Annotated in this window: 21 protein-coding genes; 8 read left to right on the top strand and 13 right to left on the bottom strand. The window is 43.7% G+C overall.

Annotated features, from left to right (window positions below; translation table 11 throughout):
* The first annotated feature begins 15 nt into the window (after window positions 1–15).
* From F0231_RS01920 to F0231_RS01910, 3 genes are all read left to right on the top strand, one after another.
* On the top strand, window positions 16–1,803 hold the full coding sequence (locus tag F0231_RS01920) for a terminase family protein (protein ID WP_132941697.1): 1,788 nt from the start codon (window positions 16–18) through the stop codon (window positions 1,801–1,803).
* A complete protein-coding gene (locus F0231_RS01915) occupies window positions 1,800–2,834 on the top strand; it encodes a phage portal protein (RefSeq protein WP_171758020.1) in 1,035 nt (344 codons plus the stop codon). Before F0231_RS01920 ends, F0231_RS01915 begins: the two co-directional genes overlap by 4 nt.
* Window positions 2,835–2,900: 66 nt before the next feature.
* Complete coding sequence (locus tag F0231_RS01910; RefSeq protein ID WP_171758019.1) at window positions 2,901–3,152, top strand: ogr/Delta-like zinc finger family protein; 252 nt, start codon at window positions 2,901–2,903, stop codon at window positions 3,150–3,152.
* Here F0231_RS01910 and F0231_RS01905 read toward each other — a convergent pair.
* Entirely contained in the window at window positions 3,147–3,449 is a 303-nt protein-coding gene (locus tag F0231_RS01905; protein ID WP_171758018.1) for a hypothetical protein, read from the bottom strand. The genes F0231_RS01910 and F0231_RS01905 overlap by 6 nt on opposite strands.
* Before the next feature lie 35 nt (window positions 3,450–3,484).
* On the bottom strand, window positions 3,485–4,201 hold the full coding sequence (locus F0231_RS01900; RefSeq protein WP_253825697.1) for a DNA cytosine methyltransferase: 717 nt from the start codon (window positions 4,199–4,201) through the stop codon (window positions 3,485–3,487).
* Window positions 4,202–4,324: 123 nt separating this feature from the next.
* On the opposite strand from F0231_RS01900, the gene F0231_RS01895 reads away from it, so the two are divergent.
* A complete protein-coding gene (locus F0231_RS01895) occupies window positions 4,325–5,359 on the top strand; it encodes a DNA adenine methylase (RefSeq protein WP_171758017.1) in 1,035 nt (344 codons plus the stop codon).
* Complete coding sequence (locus F0231_RS01890; RefSeq protein ID WP_171758016.1) at window positions 5,352–6,686, top strand: ISL3 family transposase; 1,335 nt, start codon at window positions 5,352–5,354, stop codon at window positions 6,684–6,686. The genes F0231_RS01895 and F0231_RS01890 overlap by 8 nt, the downstream gene beginning before the upstream one ends.
* A gap of 20 nt (window positions 6,687–6,706) precedes the next feature.
* Here F0231_RS01890 and F0231_RS01885 read toward each other — a convergent pair whose 3' ends face one another.
* From F0231_RS01885 to F0231_RS01835, 11 genes are all read right to left on the bottom strand, one after another.
* The gene (locus F0231_RS01885; RefSeq protein WP_253825695.1) at window positions 6,707–7,492 is read right to left on the bottom strand and encodes a DNA cytosine methyltransferase; all 786 of its coding nucleotides are present in this window, start codon (window positions 7,490–7,492) and stop codon (window positions 6,707–6,709) included.
* 11 nt (window positions 7,493–7,503) lie between these two features.
* Window positions 7,504–9,987 (bottom strand): replication endonuclease, encoded by a 2,484-nt coding sequence (locus tag F0231_RS01880; RefSeq protein WP_171758080.1) that lies wholly within the window; start codon window positions 9,985–9,987, stop codon window positions 7,504–7,506.
* A gap of 53 nt (window positions 9,988–10,040) precedes the next feature.
* Window positions 10,041–10,592: a hypothetical protein gene (locus tag F0231_RS01875; RefSeq protein WP_171758015.1), complete on the bottom strand. Its 552-nt coding sequence runs from the start codon at window positions 10,590–10,592 to the stop codon at window positions 10,041–10,043.
* Window positions 10,589–11,131 (bottom strand): DNA methyltransferase, encoded by a 543-nt coding sequence (locus F0231_RS01870; protein ID WP_029837881.1) that lies wholly within the window; start codon window positions 11,129–11,131, stop codon window positions 10,589–10,591. The genes F0231_RS01875 and F0231_RS01870 overlap by 4 nt, the downstream gene beginning before the upstream one ends.
* On the bottom strand, window positions 11,128–11,412 hold the full coding sequence (locus F0231_RS01865) for a hypothetical protein (protein ID WP_171758014.1): 285 nt from the start codon (window positions 11,410–11,412) through the stop codon (window positions 11,128–11,130). Before F0231_RS01865 ends, F0231_RS01870 begins: the two co-directional genes overlap by 4 nt.
* A 16-nt stretch (window positions 11,413–11,428) precedes the next feature.
* On the bottom strand, window positions 11,429–11,836 hold the full coding sequence (locus F0231_RS01860; RefSeq protein WP_031844044.1) for a hypothetical protein: 408 nt from the start codon (window positions 11,834–11,836) through the stop codon (window positions 11,429–11,431).
* On the bottom strand, window positions 11,833–12,387 hold the full coding sequence (locus tag F0231_RS01855) for a hypothetical protein (protein ID WP_171758013.1): 555 nt from the start codon (window positions 12,385–12,387) through the stop codon (window positions 11,833–11,835). Before F0231_RS01855 ends, F0231_RS01860 begins: the two co-directional genes overlap by 4 nt.
* A gap of 64 nt (window positions 12,388–12,451) precedes the next feature.
* Complete coding sequence (locus tag F0231_RS01850; protein ID WP_171758012.1) at window positions 12,452–12,802, bottom strand: hypothetical protein; 351 nt, start codon at window positions 12,800–12,802, stop codon at window positions 12,452–12,454.
* A 9-nt stretch (window positions 12,803–12,811) separates the two neighbouring features.
* Window positions 12,812–13,351 (bottom strand): phage regulatory CII family protein, encoded by a 540-nt coding sequence (locus tag F0231_RS01845; RefSeq protein WP_171758011.1) that lies wholly within the window; start codon window positions 13,349–13,351, stop codon window positions 12,812–12,814.
* 9 nt (window positions 13,352–13,360) lie between these two features.
* Window positions 13,361–13,507 carry a hypothetical protein gene (locus F0231_RS01840; RefSeq protein WP_171758010.1) on the bottom strand — a complete coding sequence of 49 codons (147 nt, stop codon included), beginning with the start codon at window positions 13,505–13,507 and terminating at the stop codon, window positions 13,361–13,363.
* Window positions 13,504–13,704 (bottom strand): Rha family transcriptional regulator, encoded by a 201-nt coding sequence (locus tag F0231_RS01835; protein ID WP_171758009.1) that lies wholly within the window; start codon window positions 13,702–13,704, stop codon window positions 13,504–13,506. The genes F0231_RS01840 and F0231_RS01835 overlap by 4 nt, the downstream gene beginning before the upstream one ends.
* A gap of 191 nt (window positions 13,705–13,895) precedes the next feature.
* On the opposite strand from F0231_RS01835, the gene F0231_RS01830 reads away from it, so the two are divergent.
* The 3 genes from F0231_RS01830 to F0231_RS01820 are packed head-to-tail and all read left to right on the top strand — an operon-like array spanning window position 13,896 to window position 16,038.
* The gene (locus tag F0231_RS01830) at window positions 13,896–14,501 is read left to right on the top strand and encodes a phage repressor protein CI (RefSeq protein WP_171758008.1); all 606 of its coding nucleotides are present in this window, start codon (window positions 13,896–13,898) and stop codon (window positions 14,499–14,501) included.
* Window positions 14,502–14,530: 29 nt separating this feature from the next.
* Window positions 14,531–14,992, top strand: coding sequence for a hypothetical protein (locus F0231_RS01825; protein ID WP_171758007.1), 462 nt, complete (start codon window positions 14,531–14,533; stop codon window positions 14,990–14,992).
* Window positions 14,992–16,038, top strand: a complete 1,047-nt coding sequence (locus F0231_RS01820; RefSeq protein WP_171758006.1) for a tyrosine-type recombinase/integrase — start codon at window positions 14,992–14,994, stop codon at window positions 16,036–16,038. The genes F0231_RS01825 and F0231_RS01820 overlap by 1 nt, the downstream gene beginning before the upstream one ends.
* The last annotated feature ends 25 nt before the right edge of the window (window positions 16,039–16,063 follow it).

Genomic DNA, 16,063 nt, shown 5'->3' with positions numbered 1-16,063 from the left:
GCGTATGATGCGCTTATGGCATATTCTCCCGAAGTACGACAAGCCGCCCGAGCACTCTATTTGAAAGCTTGGACGCCACGTGAAATCGCTACCGAACTGAACCTGAATAATGAGCGCATCATTTATTACTGGGCAGATAAATTCGGTTGGCGCGATATGTTGCGTGAACAAACTATTGATGAAGCAATAGCAAACCGTATTCAAACGTTGCTCGAGTTGGAAGACCCAAGCAAGAACCAGCTAGACATGCTCGATAGGCTTATCAAGCATCACGCAGCTTTGAAGAAACAAAGGGCGCAAGAAAAACAGCAAGGTGAACAGCCTTTAAATGCTGGCAACAAAAAACACGAGAACAAAAGTAACCGTGGTGATCAGCAATCTGGCAGCAACTCAAAATCGAATAAGAAACGTAAAGGCAAAAAGAATGACATTAGCGAACTGAGTGAAGAAGACTTTGCCACGTGGCACGATTCGCTTTTCGCCTATCAACACGTAATGCGCAACAACATCAAACAGCGTATTCGTAACATTCTTAAATCCCGCCAGATTGGTGCGACCTACTATTTCAGTGGTGAGGCTTTAGAAGATGCGATTCTGACTGGTGACAACCAAATCTTTTTGTCAGCGTCACGCGCTCAAGCGGAAGTTTTTCGTAGCTACATCATTGCTATTGCAAAAGAGTTCTTAGACATAGAGCTGACCGGGAACCCGATCATTCTCTCTAATGGTGCTGAACTTCGCTTTTTATCAACCAACAGCAAAACCGCGCAGAGTTACCACGGCCATGTTTATGTTGATGAATACTTCTGGATACCGAAGTTTGACGAACTAAACAAACTCGCTTCGGCAATGGCTACCCATAAAAAATGGCGTAAAACCTACTTTTCGACACCATCATCGAAAATGCACCAGGCATACCCATTTTGGACGGGCGACCAATGGCGAAAAGGCAGAGACTCTCGCGCTAAGATTGAGTTTCCAACGTTCGATGAATACCGCGATGGTGGTGTGCTTTGTCCCGATAAGCAGTGGCGCTATGTCGTTACTATTGAAGACGCTGCTGCAGGCGGTTGTGACCTATTTGATATTGAAGAACTGCAGGACGAATACAGTAAAGACGATTTCGACAACCTGTTTATGTGTGTCTTCGTTGACGGCTCTTTGTCTGTATTCAAATTCTCTGATCTCGAAAAAGGCATGGTTGACTCTGCCCACTGGCAAGACTTCAAACCAAAAACAAAATCACCGTTTGCTGGCCGTGAAGTATGGCTGGGTTATGACCCTAGCCGCACCCGTGACAATGCTTGTTTAGTCGTCATAGCCCCGCCTGCAGTTGCAGGTGAGAAATTCCGTGTTTTAGAGAAGCACTACTGGAAAGGCCTTAACTTCCAGTACCACGTGAGTGAAATTGAAAAGGTATTTAAACGCTACAAAGTCACTTACATAGGAGTTGACACTACTGGGATTGGCGGCGGTGTTTGGGACTTAATCAAGAAAAAACACCCACGTGAAGCCCACGCCATACATTACAGCAACGAAAACAAGAATCGCCTTGTGATGAAGATGATCGACATTGTAGAAGCTAAGCGCCTGCAGTTTGATGCCGAACACAAAGACATTGCTATGGCATTTATGGCTATTAAGCGAGTACCAACCAATAGCGGTAACGCTATGACCTTTAAAGCAGAGCGAAGTGAGACAACAGGCCACGCCGATGCGTTTTGGGCAATTTCACACGCCATCATTAACGAACCGTTAGATCACGATACTCCAACGAAATCAACTTGGGCCACTGCAGCATGACCGACACAACAGAAACACTAGTTAAGCAAGAAGAACAACATGCAGAGTCTGTTTATCACATTGACTCTTCGCCAGAAGCAATCGACTCAACCAGTTGGATGACGTCTTACTCTGAATTGTTCTACAACGACTCCGACGACTATTGGGAACCGCCAATCTCACGACAAGGTTTGGCAGAGACTTCACGTGCAAACGCCTATCATGGTTCACTTTTAAAGGCTCGTGCAAACTATGTTGCTGCTCGTTTCACCACAGGCGGAGGTGCTAGACGTCGACAGATTCAATCATTTTGCAATAACTACTTCACTTTTGGTGACGCTGCTTTTTTAAAAATCCGCGATCACTTCAAGCGTGTTGTTCGTTTGTTCCCTTTACCAACGATGTACTTACGTCGACGTAAAAACGGTGACTTTGTTCTACTTGAGCGTGACAACAAGCAACGTGTCTATAAGGCGAATGACATTATTTTCTTACCCCAAGAAGACTTACAACAACAGATTTATGGCTTACCTGACTATTTGGGGAGCTTACAAAGCAGTTTACTAAACAAAGACGCCACACTATTTCGTCGCCGATACTACAAAAACGGTGCTCACATGGGTTTTATCTTCTATGCGACTGACCCAAACTTGAGTGATGATGACGAAAAGATGTTGAAAGATAAGATCGCCAGCTCTAAAGGCGTTGGTAACTTCCGCAGTATGTTCGTCAATATTCCCGGAGGTGCAGAGAAAGGTATTCAGCTAATCCCCGTAGGTGACATTGCAACAAAAGATGAATTCGAGCGCATCAAGAATATTACAGCGCAAGACATCTTAGTGGGGCATCGTTTCCCAGTGGGTAAGGCTGGCATTATTCCACAAGGGACAACCAGCTTAGGCGACCCGATCAAGATTGGTAGTGAATACGCCAAAGACGAGATCATACCTGTTTGCGAACTGATTATGGATGAAGTGAACAATGACCCGGAAATCAGAAACATAAAAAGCCTACATCTAAAGTTTGATGTTACTACCGGAGAAAACGCATAAAACTGTACAAAAATACAGCCATTGACGTAATATTATGCTGTCAGTCAGTTCAGTTAGGTCAATGTTATGAGAGTGCTTTGCCCAGAGTGCGGCGAGAGAAGCCGCATCCAGAAATCAAATAGAATGAGTACGAAATATGCAGATTTGTATTGCTCATGTAGTGACCCCGAGTGTGGGCACACTTTCGTGATGAATTTATCATATAGCCACACTCTTAGCCCTAGTGCTAAAACCACGTCACAGCTAGCTTTTAATATGGTTAAGGCTTTAACACCAGAACATAGAGAAGAGTTGAAACAGCAGCTTTCCATGCTATAACTTAAACGTTGGATTCTCCGCTTCATCAGCCATCCCGATTATCGACTGGATGGCTTTTATTTTTTCATCATCCAAAAGATGAGCAAATCTTGGCAGCACTCCCTCAAGTAGCACTCGCCCAGCTTCCTCTCTTCCCTCACCTACCGAACTAACGGCCACACCATCAATAATTACATCCAGAGCGGATTGAAATAGCTGCTTTTCTTTAGACATATCAATACCCTTACTAATGACACTGTAAATATACTGTATATCCATACAGCTTTCTAGCTGTAATATTAGACAAGCTTCACTCATATGATATTTCCCTTACCAACAAAGACTGTTAGTAGTTAAGCCGCTATCCTTGCTCTTTCAACACCGACATTTGCTTCAACCAGAGCTTGCGCCACTGGCGGACACACTGCATTACCACATCGAGCAACCTGACTAGCTTTAGATAACTTCTTACCCTCACTATTGTGAGAGATTTTATAGTCCTCTGGAAAACCTTGTGCCGCAAACAGCTCATGTGGTTCTAACATGCGCATACCAATATCAACGATTTGATACTTTTCACCTCTAACTGTAACCAAACCAAATCGGTCTTTTGTAGTAACAGTACCGATTGGACTATCACATGCCTCACCGTAACTTGTGCCGTAGTACTTGAGTAGAAATGCTCTTACCTCTCCGATATGAAAACCACCTGCAGAAATGGTATGTACTGGCTCATTGGTACTATGACCGATATTGGTACCGCGCATTTTTACCATATGGCTAGTGACTAACGCATTGTGATCAGTCGTTGTTACTGTGTGCAATGGCTCCTCGATGTCAGAACCACTGACACCAGTAAAGTGCTTTGCTATAAACGCAGTTACCAAAGCGAAGTGACCACCTTTAACTTGAGCACATATGGTTCGTAAAGGTTCATTTGCTGGCATGTTTCTTTGACTCGATGCGTTGGCGCATTCAGTAACAAATGGCGTAACGCAGTTTTCTGGCACAACAAAAGGGGCATCCGAAGAAAGCACAAACTTATCTAACCCTTTGGCTATCCGTTCCATTGTCTTTTCCGCTAATGGTCGTTTGCGGTTAAAAATAGACGGGTATACGGATTAAAGTGTGTACATGAAATAGAGTTCATTTTATAATCGGTAGTGTGTAATTCGGATTATAGTGAGTATAGCATGCATACACCAGTTCTTCGTTATCACGGCGGTAAATACAGATTATCCAAATGGCTCTATGAGTTCTTTCCCAAGCACAAAACTTATGTAGAGCCATTCGGTGGAGCAGCTAGCGTTCTACTTAGAAAAGAAAGGAGTCATGGTGAGGTTTATAACGACCTCGACCAAGATATATTCAATCTATTTAATGTTCTTAGGGATAAATACTCATCTTCTAGATTGATAGAACTGTGTCATTTAACCCCATACAGCCGCGATGAGTTTAAGTTGGCGTATGAGTTTACGGATGAGCCTATTGAGCGAGCGAGGAGAACTATTGTCCGTTCTGCGATGGGGTTTGGCTCGGGTGCAGCCTCTGGCCACATTACTGGTTTCCGTTGTGAAGCATCAAGAAAGTACAACACTTCAGCTCATTGTTGGGCTAAATACCCTCCCGTACTTAAATATGTCCATGCAAGATTGCAAGGTGTGAATATCGAGAATCGACCTGCTATAGATTGCATCACAAAGCATGATGCCATCGACACCCTTCACTACGTCGATCCCCCTTACTTGTTCGAAACAAGAACGCTTAACAATCGCTCTGGGATCTACCGCCATGAAATGGACACCAATGAACATGAGAGATTACTTTCCACGTTAACTTCTCTTGATGGATTTGTAGTGTTAAGTGGTTATAACAACGATTTGTACAACGATTGTTTAACTGGATGGCGTAGGGAGGAGAAGCAATCACGAATATCTGCTGGTAGTGGAACTGGACTGAGAACGGAGTGTGTTTGGATAAATGAGCAATGCAGTGAAGCGCTAAAAGAGAAAGGAAGCATTAGCATGCGTCACACATCACAAGGCGCATATATCACACATCACATTAGAACGGAAAGCACAGAAAACAAAATTAAGTCTGAAATAGAGCGCATGTCATTGAATGGCGATAAGATAACAAAAACATCTATTGCTAAAAGTGTGGGATTGTCACGAGAGCAGATCACACGAAGATATAGCCATTTATTTGAAGAGTTGCACAGTGCTTAATCTACGAAATGTTTCCGTTCTTCAATTAGAAGAAAATGAAGATAGTTATGTAATTCATGCTGAGTCGGTAGTTATTGTTCGTGATTGCCCTGAATGCCGCTCAGCCGACTCAGTTGTTATTGGTAAGAGAGTTCAACGTTATGTTGACACTCAGATGCACGCTAAGACAGTACGTATCAGCTTCACTAGAAAACGTCTTAAGTGTAAGCCATGTGGTAAGACGTATTTCGAGCCGCTGGAGTGGCTTCACGAAGACTTTAGAATGCCAAAGCGCACTGTTGACTACATAGTTAAGCGGGCTGCGAAAGTTCCGTTCTTGAGCGTGGCCAGTGAGCTTGGTGTCGATGAGAAGACGATCAGAAATGTATTCGCCAACTACGTCGCTGCTATTGAAAATAAGCACGACTGGCAAGCGCCACGAGTTCTTGGAATCGATGAGACGCACTTTAGCCAGAAAATGCACCTTGTAATGACTGATATTGAGAAGAGAACACTTCTGGATATGCGCAAGGACAGATCGCAAGATGCTACTCAAAAGGCGATTATGCGTCTCCGTGGATGGAAGAACATAGAGATCGTTTGTATTGATATGTGGCGACCATACCGCACTGCTGTTAAGCAACTTCTACCTAATGCTATTGTTGTTGTTGACCGATTCCATGTTGCAAAAATGGCTAACGAAGCAATGGAGAAAGCACGCAAAGCTATCCGGAGAGAGCTATCTGACAAAGAGCGCAAAAAGCTCAAGAACGACCGTAAGATACTTCTGAAGCGCAGAGACAATATCAAAGGACTAAATGAATTGGCTTCTTTTGATTTCTGGACTAATGAGTTCCCTGAACTAATGGAGGTCTACAACGCTAAGGAGGCGTATTTAGGTATGTGGGACATGCCAACAAGACAGCTTGCTGAGGAGTATTGGGAGAATTGGAAAGCACTATCGACTCCTGCGGTAAGGCGGCATTTCAAAGATGCGATAAGGGCTATTGATAACTGGCATGAGTACATCTTTAACTGGTGGGATTATCCATACACTAACGCAGTTACAGAGAGCTTAAATAATACGATTAAAGCAGTGTTTAGGAATGGTCGTGGGTACAGCTTTGAAGTTCTTAGAGCCAAGTTGCTTTACACCAAGGGCGGCTTAGAGACGACTGTGAACTCATTGAACCAACCAATCCCAGAACCAACAGAAATGATCTTGATTGATGAACCTGAAATGTCTTTCCATGGCACTACCGTTGGTCGAATCCTAGAGGTTTGGGAGCAGTATAAGAAACAAGCAAATACACACGACTGGGACTTTAAACTGATTAGTAAAGAGTGAGTATACAATTTAACCAATACTCACTTTAATCCGCATACCCAAATAGACTTAACAGGGATAGACCAATCAATAATATCTGCTGCCGAAGCGTAAGGTTTCAAACCACTCCCATCAGGGCCATGAGTTTTAGCCGGCCACTCGATTGGCTGACCATCATTTCTGGCTACCATAAAGAAACGTTTTCTCGTGGTAGGTGCGCCATAGTCGCAAGCATGAAGAACCTTGAAGTCTAGCGTGTAGCCTAAGCCAGCCTGTAATTTATCGTAATGTGGGAAATCATCACCAAGGGCTGTTTTAATTTCTTCCCATGCTGGGTGGTCTTTATTCAATCCGTCAGTTAATACTTTCACAAAAGCATCAAAGGTTTCGCCTTTGCGGTCTGGGCATGGTTTGAATTTGCCGTTTTCGGTTTCAACAACTGGTCCCCATGTCATGAACTCTTCAACGTTTTCTAACATCATCATACGAACTGGTACCATTGCCGCCCAACGGACAGCTACCCATGCCAGCCCACGAATATTCTTATCAACCGGACGGTTTCCTTTTGCTTTAGAAAAATGCTTACAGTCAGGTGAAAACCACGCTAAACCAACAGGTCGACCAGCACATGCATCAACTGGGTCAACATCCCACACCGATTCGCAATAGTGTTTCGTCTCTGGGTGATTGACTCGATGCATATCGATAGCTGCAGGATCATGGTTAATCGCAATATCTACATGACGATTTAAACCCAACTCCATACCAGTGGAAGCACCGCCACCATCAGCAAAGTTATCCACCACAATTTCACCTGGTAATATCATCCTAAATTCTCCTACATTAACGGCCAGTCGTCCCCATCTGGGAAAATCGACAGGTCGGGTTGTTGATACTCTTGCTTTTCTGGTTGGGCGAATAGGTTGTCCCAACCCTCGAAATCCATCCAATTGGTGTCGTCCGAACGTTGACGGCTCACTTCTACCAACTGGGCAGGGCGTTTATTGCCGTGTTCGTCTACCTCCGCAGGGCGGATTTGAATACTCGTTGCATCGTCGATGCGAATTGAACTGCCTTTTAGCAGTGCGGCCAGTGCCGCTTCATCAATATTTGGTGATTTATTCGCCCGTTTATTAACAGGGTCTAATAATCGGGTTAGCTGATCGCAGACCTGTACTTTCTCAGGCTCCGTACAGTTATTGACAGAACTCCGAGAGGAGCCAGAGGCTCCAAAAGCGGTCGCTTCGCTCCCAAGAGCGCACGCTTTAGCTTCATCGTTAACCTTTGATTTCTTCTGAATCGTCCAAACTTTGGTGCGTGTTTTGATGGTTTCTTCTGGTGTAGTGAAACCCTCAATTTTGCGGACGTCTTCGCCATGAGGTGAAGCGAACGGCAGTACTTCATAAGAGTTCACGATCAGCAAATCTTCGCGCTTAACGAATGGGCCACCTTGCCCCATGATGTAACCTTGCCAGTTACCATGGTCAGCAGCTTTTAAAGTGTCTGTGATGCTTGCGTCTTCGGTCTTCATGCGTGACTGGTAGCTATCACCAATCACTTTCATTAACTCTTCATTGGTGATCAGCTTGCTAGGTTTAATAGGCCCAACAAGATCACGCTGCAGCATTGAGTAGATAGTGAGTAGGTCGACACGCTCTTGCATGAAGAGGTATTCCATAAACGCTTTTTTGTTCTGGTTAGCGAAGCGGCGCAGTTCACGGTAAGTCGTGACTGGCGCACCACCGAAGAACTGGAACTGGCGAATGTTCCAACGGCTTTTCCAAGCACTAACATTCTTCGCCATGTCTTTAACTGGCTTGCCTGTTTCGTCCGAGATCTCCCCGTCCATTGCAAAGCCGTCAATGTTCTTTGAAATGTATTTAGCGATGTAGCCCGTTGCAGTGCCTTTCTCTGGGTCAATAAAACCAAAGTCACAACGTGGACGGTAATCTAGCGGCCCAACGTAAGCACATTTGCGGAATGGCTTTTTCTTCTCTTTCTCAAGCTCTGGATGCAGTTCGCCACGGTCTTCTTGCGTAGCGTATGAAATGAAGATGTCACGCACTTGCATCACATCTTCTGGTTTTGCCCAGATCAGCAAATGCCAGTGTGGTGTGCCGTCATGATGTGGCTCAGCGACACGAACACCAAACCAACGGATTTCTTCACGACCTAGTTTGGCGCGGATTCGCTGCCATACATTGTTTAGGTAAGATTGCGCATCACGTGGGCTTGCACCGTTCCAGTGGTCAATAAAGCCACCTCTTTTGTACGAGTTGTGATACTTAGATGGAGTGGTCAACGTTAAGAACAGACCTTGCAAACCCAGCTCGTTGCCAATGTCTTCACAACCACGGCAGCGCACCATCAATTCATGACGACGAATAGCAGGGTTAGCCACACTCTTTTTGACCATATCCCATAGATCAGCTTCTTCGCCTGTTTCTTCATCTAATAACTGGCATTGCTTGATGTATTCATAGTTAGCGGTTTGCTGCGCTTGGTGTTCACGAACGCAATCCCATGACGCATAAGGTGACGCTTTTGACGAGACTTGACCCATTGCAATGGCAAGGTGTTCACGCATGATTTTGCGTATTTTGTTGAGGCGTCCATACCACCACTTTTCATCTAACATGCGTGAAATGTCATTAAGCGCGGTTAGGTCGGTTTGTTTCTTTTTCTTGCGCGGTGGAGTCATACCGAAGTGGCGGACAAATTCGGCTAATTCTTCATAGCCGATCACCTCTGGCATTTCGTCTTCATCCAGTTCACGTTCAGATATACGGGCAGCTATAAGAGAGAATTTAGCCTTAGTGATTTGGCTAATTTTGAATGCCATGTCTTTAACTTCTGACGGTTCAAGCTCTGCAAGTAGTCGATTGACTGGCGGCTTACGATTCTTTTCTATTTGGTCAAAATCAAATCGCATCTGCTCTTTAGACATAAAGTTACTTTGCTCAGTGTCGTCATATTCTCCACTGAGCAAATAAACCTTTTGAGTTGTTGGAATAGCTTTGTATTGAGCAAGAACTAATCTTGCTCGCTCCATTGCAGGTTCCATTTTTTCACGAAGATATGTATTTGCTGCCGTCTTCCCTTTCTTAGAAAAAATAGCTTTATAGCGTTTAGCAAAATACTTTGTGATATAGATAGGCAGATCACTAAAGAACTTTTTACTGGTTCTCCATGCGTGATCATCTGGATTGAGCTGATATAAATCTCGCTCAATAAAGTTTTGTTCATCTGGTTCAATAGCTACTGGCTGATACCCATGAACTAAACAAGCGTCCCTCTCATCAATTGGATTGAGAGGGCGCATGTATATGTTGCGTAGAGGCTTAACAGATTGGTAATAGCCTTGAGTGAAAGTGTTCAAAATGGGCAGTCGTCCATAAATTCGTTGAACATTTCAGGGTTAGCCTTTTTCTCCTTAAAGGTTTCCAACCTTTCCGCTAACGTCTTGGCTTCGTCTCTCTCTGTACCAATAAACTGAAAGAAAAAGTTAACGTTAGCGACAGTTAGGTGTGAGTTATTACGCTCTGCTGTATGCCACTGCAGAGTTGTAAGCATCACCTTTTCTACTAGATTGTGCTTAGCTTCATGATTGAAGTTTTTATAAGCTTCAAACGAATGATAGGTGCAACTATTCGTCATCATTCGCTCAAGGCGATGACGTAACTTGAATAGCTCTCTTGGTGGATAACAATCAACACGATCAAAGACTTCAATTAGTTCTACCGTGTATTTCTTCCCTTTCTCATCGAGCTTTTTAAGAACAGGCGCCAATGAACTCAAAAACACTTCTGCACCAGCCAATGACCAAGCCGTTTGAACTTGTCCTTTCTTGCCAAACTTAGAGAAATAGCGACCGCTAATTTTGATCACATGAGCTTGCTTAACTGGGTTTTCGATACGTGAGATCATGCCGCTACCTCATGACCAACTGAAACGATATGGCTTAGCCCTTGAGGAATATCGAAGCGGTTGCCGTTATCCCAGATAAACCAAGCGTATTCACACGAATCTGAACCACCGCCCACAAAACGAGGGCGAGGAACGATGATTGGGCACTTTGGCGGAAAGCCGATTTCAAACCAGAAAGGTAAACGCTTTTTAGAACCTAAATAGTTAACACGCTGCAGGTATGCCATTGTCCCATCTGGTGCTAACTCACTTAGGCTTTTGCGAATAAATTCTTCCGTTAGTGAAAACGGTGGATTGGTAATGATCACGTCTTGGGTACCGAAGTCAGTTGTTAGGTAATCAATACCTTTTTCGATTTCAGCAAATGATTTTTGGCTTTGTGGCAAAGCTATCTTGTCGAAGATTGCGCCAGTACCGTAACAAGGTTCTAAAAACTTGTCGGTTGGGCGAACGGTTAACTTTGATAGCAATGCGTCGACAACTTCTGGCGGCGTTGGGTACAGCTCACGAGGTTGCACTTTTCCGGTAGTTGAACTCATGCTGCCACCTCATTAAATGCAGTTCCGCAGAAAGGGCAATGAGACATTTTGAAGCCGTTTTCTAACTTCCTTTTGTTCTTCATTGGCTCATTGTTTTTCTTTAGTGGGTGGTACTCTGTTTCCACATACAGAGCGACAGGGGCAGACGGTTTACCATCAAGAAAGAACACACGGTTTTTCCATTCAACTTTTAAAGAACCCTCTACCATAGGAGTGTCTTTTAGTTGCTCAGCGGCAGCGTCTTTAACTCTTGCGAGCATTTCATCAAAGCAATTACACATATTCGTTCACCTCTCCTTACTTACCAATGACTGACAAGCAGTACTGTTCAAATTGAAAAAGTGCTTCATCGTCCCAACGGCCAAGATCACGCAAGGCAAGCATTTCAATAAACAGGCTGCGGTTTTTCATATCTAGCTGTGACCAATGGTGTAGCTGTGGCTTGGCGTTCTCATTTTGATAAGAGCGGTACCAGCTCACATAGGTATGAGCGAAGAACACGCTTGCACGATCACCCTGCATCGCTTCTTTGATGTCGGCTAAAACGTCTTCTAGTGGGCGGTGTGTTTGAACAGGAGTTAGCTTTTTAGCGATAGCATCAAGCTGAATCACGATTTCTTCTTGCTGCGCTATGCTGCTTTTTTCAAAGCGTGCGGCAATCTGTTCAAATGACTGATTGAATAGTTGTGCGTAGATGTTGCTCATGCTTCCACCTCTGCTTTTGCTTCGGCTTCTTCACGGGCTTCAATGATCAGTTCTGTTAGTTGGCTTTCAATTGAAAGTAATCGCTTCAATGCGAAGTCATGGCTTAACCAAACATTCTTTTCAAAAAGACGTTCGCTGTTGTCTCCGTTTGCGTAGTCGTGTTCCGGTGCATACGCAAAAACAGCTAAGCAATTAATATTAGCTGCGTAGTTAACAAAAATATGGATAACGTCACTATTGGTGACAGCTAGTACATTGATAGCGTGAAGAATATCTAGCATTTCACGCTTTCGGATTACTTCTACATTGTCGCGTGAAACCGTTGCGGTATTTTCAATATCAGCTTCATTTAAGTTGAAATCGTTTCTCAGTGATTTAGGTAATAGAGAACTTACTGCCAATGCTATGCGGCGTTGGTTGATATTAGCTTGGTCATTAAAACGGATTGTGTTGTTCAACAACTCACGAGACTCGCTTAACGCTTCTCGGGCTTCATCCCTAAACTTTTTAGATTCTTGGTTTAACTTGATTGCTTGTTCTAATTCACTCATCTTCTATGCTCCTACGCTAAGACGAAAAAAGCCCCCTGTTACAGGGGCAAGGCTGGCTAGGTGATTAATTCACGTTGCAAATATCGGAGTGTTTCAAGCGGCGGACATCGCCTACTTTGCGGTCAAACTTCAACACCATTTCTTTTAAAAACTGCATACCAGAACGGACTTTCTGCAGCTCTAAATCATCAAATGAATCGAATGAGCGGTTGTAGTCTTTCGGTGACATACCTCCTGCGATCAGGATTAGCCCACGGCTGCGATCACTCATTTCGTCATACATCTTGCGAAGCTTTTGACGCTTTGCGCCTTTATCGAAAAGCGACTTACACGCAGCAATACTTTCTAGTGCGCTTGGTGTACTTACTTGATGAACAGGCGGTTGTAGTTCTTGTTTATTAGCTAACTGACTCATGGTTGCTCCTTAGGCTAAGCCGGGGATAGGTGCACCATTAGCCAAAAAGTCTGTGCCCATTTGTACAAGTGGGTGCAAGCCTGTGGTGCGGTGTTCAAGGTCATTAATTAGCAAAACCAAGTTGCCTAAAGCAGCTTGTGCCTTGGCTAGTGTTTTGCGTTTGGTAGATCGCGGTAAACGCTCTGCGGTGCACATGGCTAACGCATCGCTAGAAAGCTCACCAGAATGGGTGTTGAGTTGTAGAACTCGTTCAAGTAGGTTCAGATCATCATCAGCTTTTGGTAGTGGGATAGTGACCACCCCATCATCTGCAAATAACGTATTTACGATTGAGTAGTCACCAGAAACACGGCTGATAGAAGCAAGCACAACAGGTTTAAGCACGTGCGGTTGGTTTGGGTTCAGCATGTTGCGAAGCATTGTGCCGTTAAGCTCAAGCTTTCGGGCAATCGCTTCAACATCGTGATTGACAACAAAATCACAGCAAGCCGCATCAAAAGCTTGTTGTTTGCGTTCACGCAATACGCACATTGAGTTATTTGCGTCCATAACTAATACTCAATTGAAGAAGAACGGTACGAAAACGAAAGCCCAGCCAATTACTTCTAGCCATACTGGGCATTTGTTCGGGTATTTATCTTCCCAAGACTCACTCATTGCATCTTGCTGGGTGAGTTTGGTTTTAGGTGGGATAGCGAAGCTCATACTTGTTGCTCCGCAGCACGTTGATAAAGCTTTACCAAGTTGATTAGAACGCTGCCGCTTCTGCCTTTTTTTTCTAAGATAGGGATTTCGCCAGCAGTAATTGCGCGGTCAAGTGAAGATGACGACCAACCAGTGCGACGCAGAAACTCTTTTTTAGTACAAAAAGGTGCGTCAACCGCTATTTGAATACTTGCCATAAGTGGTATCCTACTTGTTTGTGTGTATTTGATGGTGATTGAGTGAGATTGATTCACCAATTTTGTGTATGTGAAAAGCCTACGATCATTTTTTCTTGTTTGCAAAATTTATTTTTCTCTAACGAGGAATTTAAATCACTAACGTGATCTAGAGCAATTCATTTACCTATTTGAATAGGAAAATTTCTCTTATGAGCAGGTTGAAAGCAAAAATTCCCCCATTTGAATATCTTGGAGGTCGAGATTTCACTGAAAAGCTCAAAAAAGTTACTGGTTGTAAGACTTTTGAATTAATGAGTGACCGCTACGGTGTGCCAAACTCAACTTTCTCTACATGGCACACTCACAATCGAACTGGTTTTGAACTGATAGTTAGGGAGCACTTAGCTACTGGTGCATCTGTTCGCTATATGGCTTTAGGCGAGGGTGAACCTTATGACAATGGTGAAGACAGAACGCCAACCGACTCTATAGTTGTTCATTCGATAATGAATGGTGCACTTGTTGAATCAAGCCAAGTTGCCATTGATGCATTGACTCTTGACGGCTACGGATTGAAAGCAGGTTCAACACTTATAGTTGAAATTGAAAATCAACGTTGTTTTCTAAATACAGAAGAAACCAATGCGACCTCTGGCAGGTACTTGATTGAAATAGATGGTGCTCACTCAGTAAACCATGTTCAGCGCCTACCCGGCAAAAAGCTGGCGATCAGCTTTGGAAACTCGACCATTGAAGTATCAGAAGAAGGCATAAATGTGCTTGGTCGAGTAACCATGAGCATGAACAAAGAATAATAATTTTGTTAATTGGCTAGGAGCAAAAAATGAAGTTTTTAATCGGTGTATTCCTCTCTTGCGTGACTTTGTTTAGTTATGCCCAAGACATGAATGTGGTTTTAGTTGGTGATGGATTTACCAAAAACAATCAGCCGGCTGCAACCATCTACTACTGTGCACCAAATGAAACAGATTGTATTCAATACACATTCAATCGTTCTTCTTTGCAAAAGTTACTCGATGGGAAAAAAGTTTCAAACAAGATGCGAAACAATCAAAACATTGAAGCTACAGCAGACTTTTCCGGGCAACACTTTGTAATCACAAACAAACATGCTTCTGTTTTTTCAGCAAAGATATCCGAACATGATGCAGCTACCAAAAGGCTGACTTTCAACTATAACTTACTGCTCATTTCAACTAACGGCAGTCAACAACTAGCATTGAAAGACCGTTATCTTTCCGTGGGCGGCGAGTACTACCAGACTCTAATGAGTATTTTAAATTAATGTCTGTTCGTAAAGTCGAAGACGGAAACAAAAAGCCATGGCTCTGTGAGTGCTACCCGCAAGGGCGAAGCGGAGCAAGAAAACGTAAACGCTTCGCTACCAAAGGTGAAGCATTGGCTTACGAAAAGTTTTTAATGAAAGAAGTCGATGAAAAGCCTTGGCTGGGCGACAGAAAGGACTTGCGGTCACTTCAAGATTTAGTCGAACTTTGGTACAAGCTTCACGGCCAGCACCTAAAATCTGCGAAGAAAGTTTACCCTCGCCTTTGCACGATAGTGGAAGAACTCGGCAACCCGTTTGCAATCAAGTTTACTGCAAAAGACTTTGTTCACTGGCGTTCTAGCCGCAAGGCAAAAAACCGATACGGGGATGAAACTACCGCAGGCAAATTGATTTCTGCACCTACTAATAACCTCGACCTGAGATATTTACGCGCCGTCTTCAATGAGCTGATTTCACTTGGCGAGTGGACGCAACCAAACCCACTTGCCAGCGTTAAATCGATTCAAGTTTCAGAATCCGAAATGGGCTTTTTCTCAAATGACGATATTAGTGCGCTATTCGACAGAATAAACAAAAGTAAACGAGCCAAAGAATATGAACTAGTGTGCAAAATTTGCTTGTCTACTGGTGCCCGTATTTCCGAAGCTAATAACCTACGTTTGCCGCAAATTACGAAATACAAGATCACGTTTCTTGATACTAAGAGCAAAAGAAACCGTACTGTGCCGATCACCGAAAAACTCTATAACGAGTTGATAGAGTTTAAGCGAACGGGCGAAAAGGATAAGTTGTTTAAATGCTGTCTCCACGGCATTGCGTATATCGTTAACAAGACATTTCCAGATTTACCGGAGGGGCAAAACACACACGTGTTTCGTCATACCTTTGCCAGTCGATTCATGGAAGCAGGCGGCAACATTCTGGTATTGCAAAAAATCCTTGGTCACAGCGACATCAAAATGACAATGCGCTATTCCCATTTCTCACCCGATCACCTGATTCAAGCAGCCGAATTAAACCCTATTTCTAGGTTAGGTCTGTAGCCACTTTTTATCGAAAAATGGCGAC

It is taken from the genome of Vibrio sp. RE86, from assembly GCF_013114545.1.
Taxonomy (GTDB): Bacteria; Pseudomonadota; Gammaproteobacteria; order Enterobacterales; family Vibrionaceae; genus Vibrio.
The sequence above is the reverse complement of the archived record's forward strand: the minus strand, read 5'-3'. Positions and strand labels throughout refer to the sequence as shown.